This window comes from Pantoea sp. USMM079 (genome assembly GCF_037153115.1).
Taxonomy (GTDB): domain Bacteria; phylum Pseudomonadota; class Gammaproteobacteria; order Enterobacterales; family Enterobacteriaceae; genus Pantoea; species Pantoea communis.
Genome location: NZ_JBBCKX010000067.1, coordinates 1 through 520 on the forward strand (window position 1 = coordinate 1; position 520 = coordinate 520).

Annotated in this window: 1 tRNA gene and 1 rRNA gene; both read left to right on the forward strand. The window is 50.8% G+C overall.

The features are described from left to right. Positions 1-62 (forward strand): 16S ribosomal RNA (locus tag WFP70_RS26525); the annotation flags it as partial. An 88-nt stretch (positions 63-150) separates the two neighbouring features. Further along, positions 151-226, forward strand: a tRNA-Glu gene (locus WFP70_RS26530). Positions 227-520 lie beyond the last annotated feature (294 nt).

Here is a 520-nt window from a genome sequence, read left to right on the forward strand (position 1 = left end):
TGACTGGGGTGAAGTCGTAACAAGGTAACCGTAGGGGAACCTGCGGTTGGATCACCTCCTTACCTGAAGATACCTTCCCGCGCAGTGCTCACACAGATTGTCTGATAGAAAGTAATGAGCAAGACGGCTGCGAAGTCGTGACACTATCGTGTCCCCTTCGTCTAGAGGCCTAGGACACCGCCCTTTCACGGCGGTAACAGGGGTTCGAATCCCCTAGGGGACGCCACTTGCTGGTAATGAGTGAAAGGCGTTACCCACAGTACTTCAGAGTATGCTGATTCAGCATGCTGCGAAGTATTTGCTCTTTAACAATCCGGAACAAGCTGAAAATTGAAACGACACGTCGCGTTCATTCTCCGTAATAAGAATGAATAAACGATGTGTTCGAGTCTCTCAAATGCTTGCAGCTTGCATGCGTTGCAAAACGCCTGTGGGTTGTGAGGTTAAGCGACTAAGCGTACACGGTGGATGCCCTGGCAGTCAGAGGCGATGAAGGACGTGCTAATCTGCGTAAAGCGTC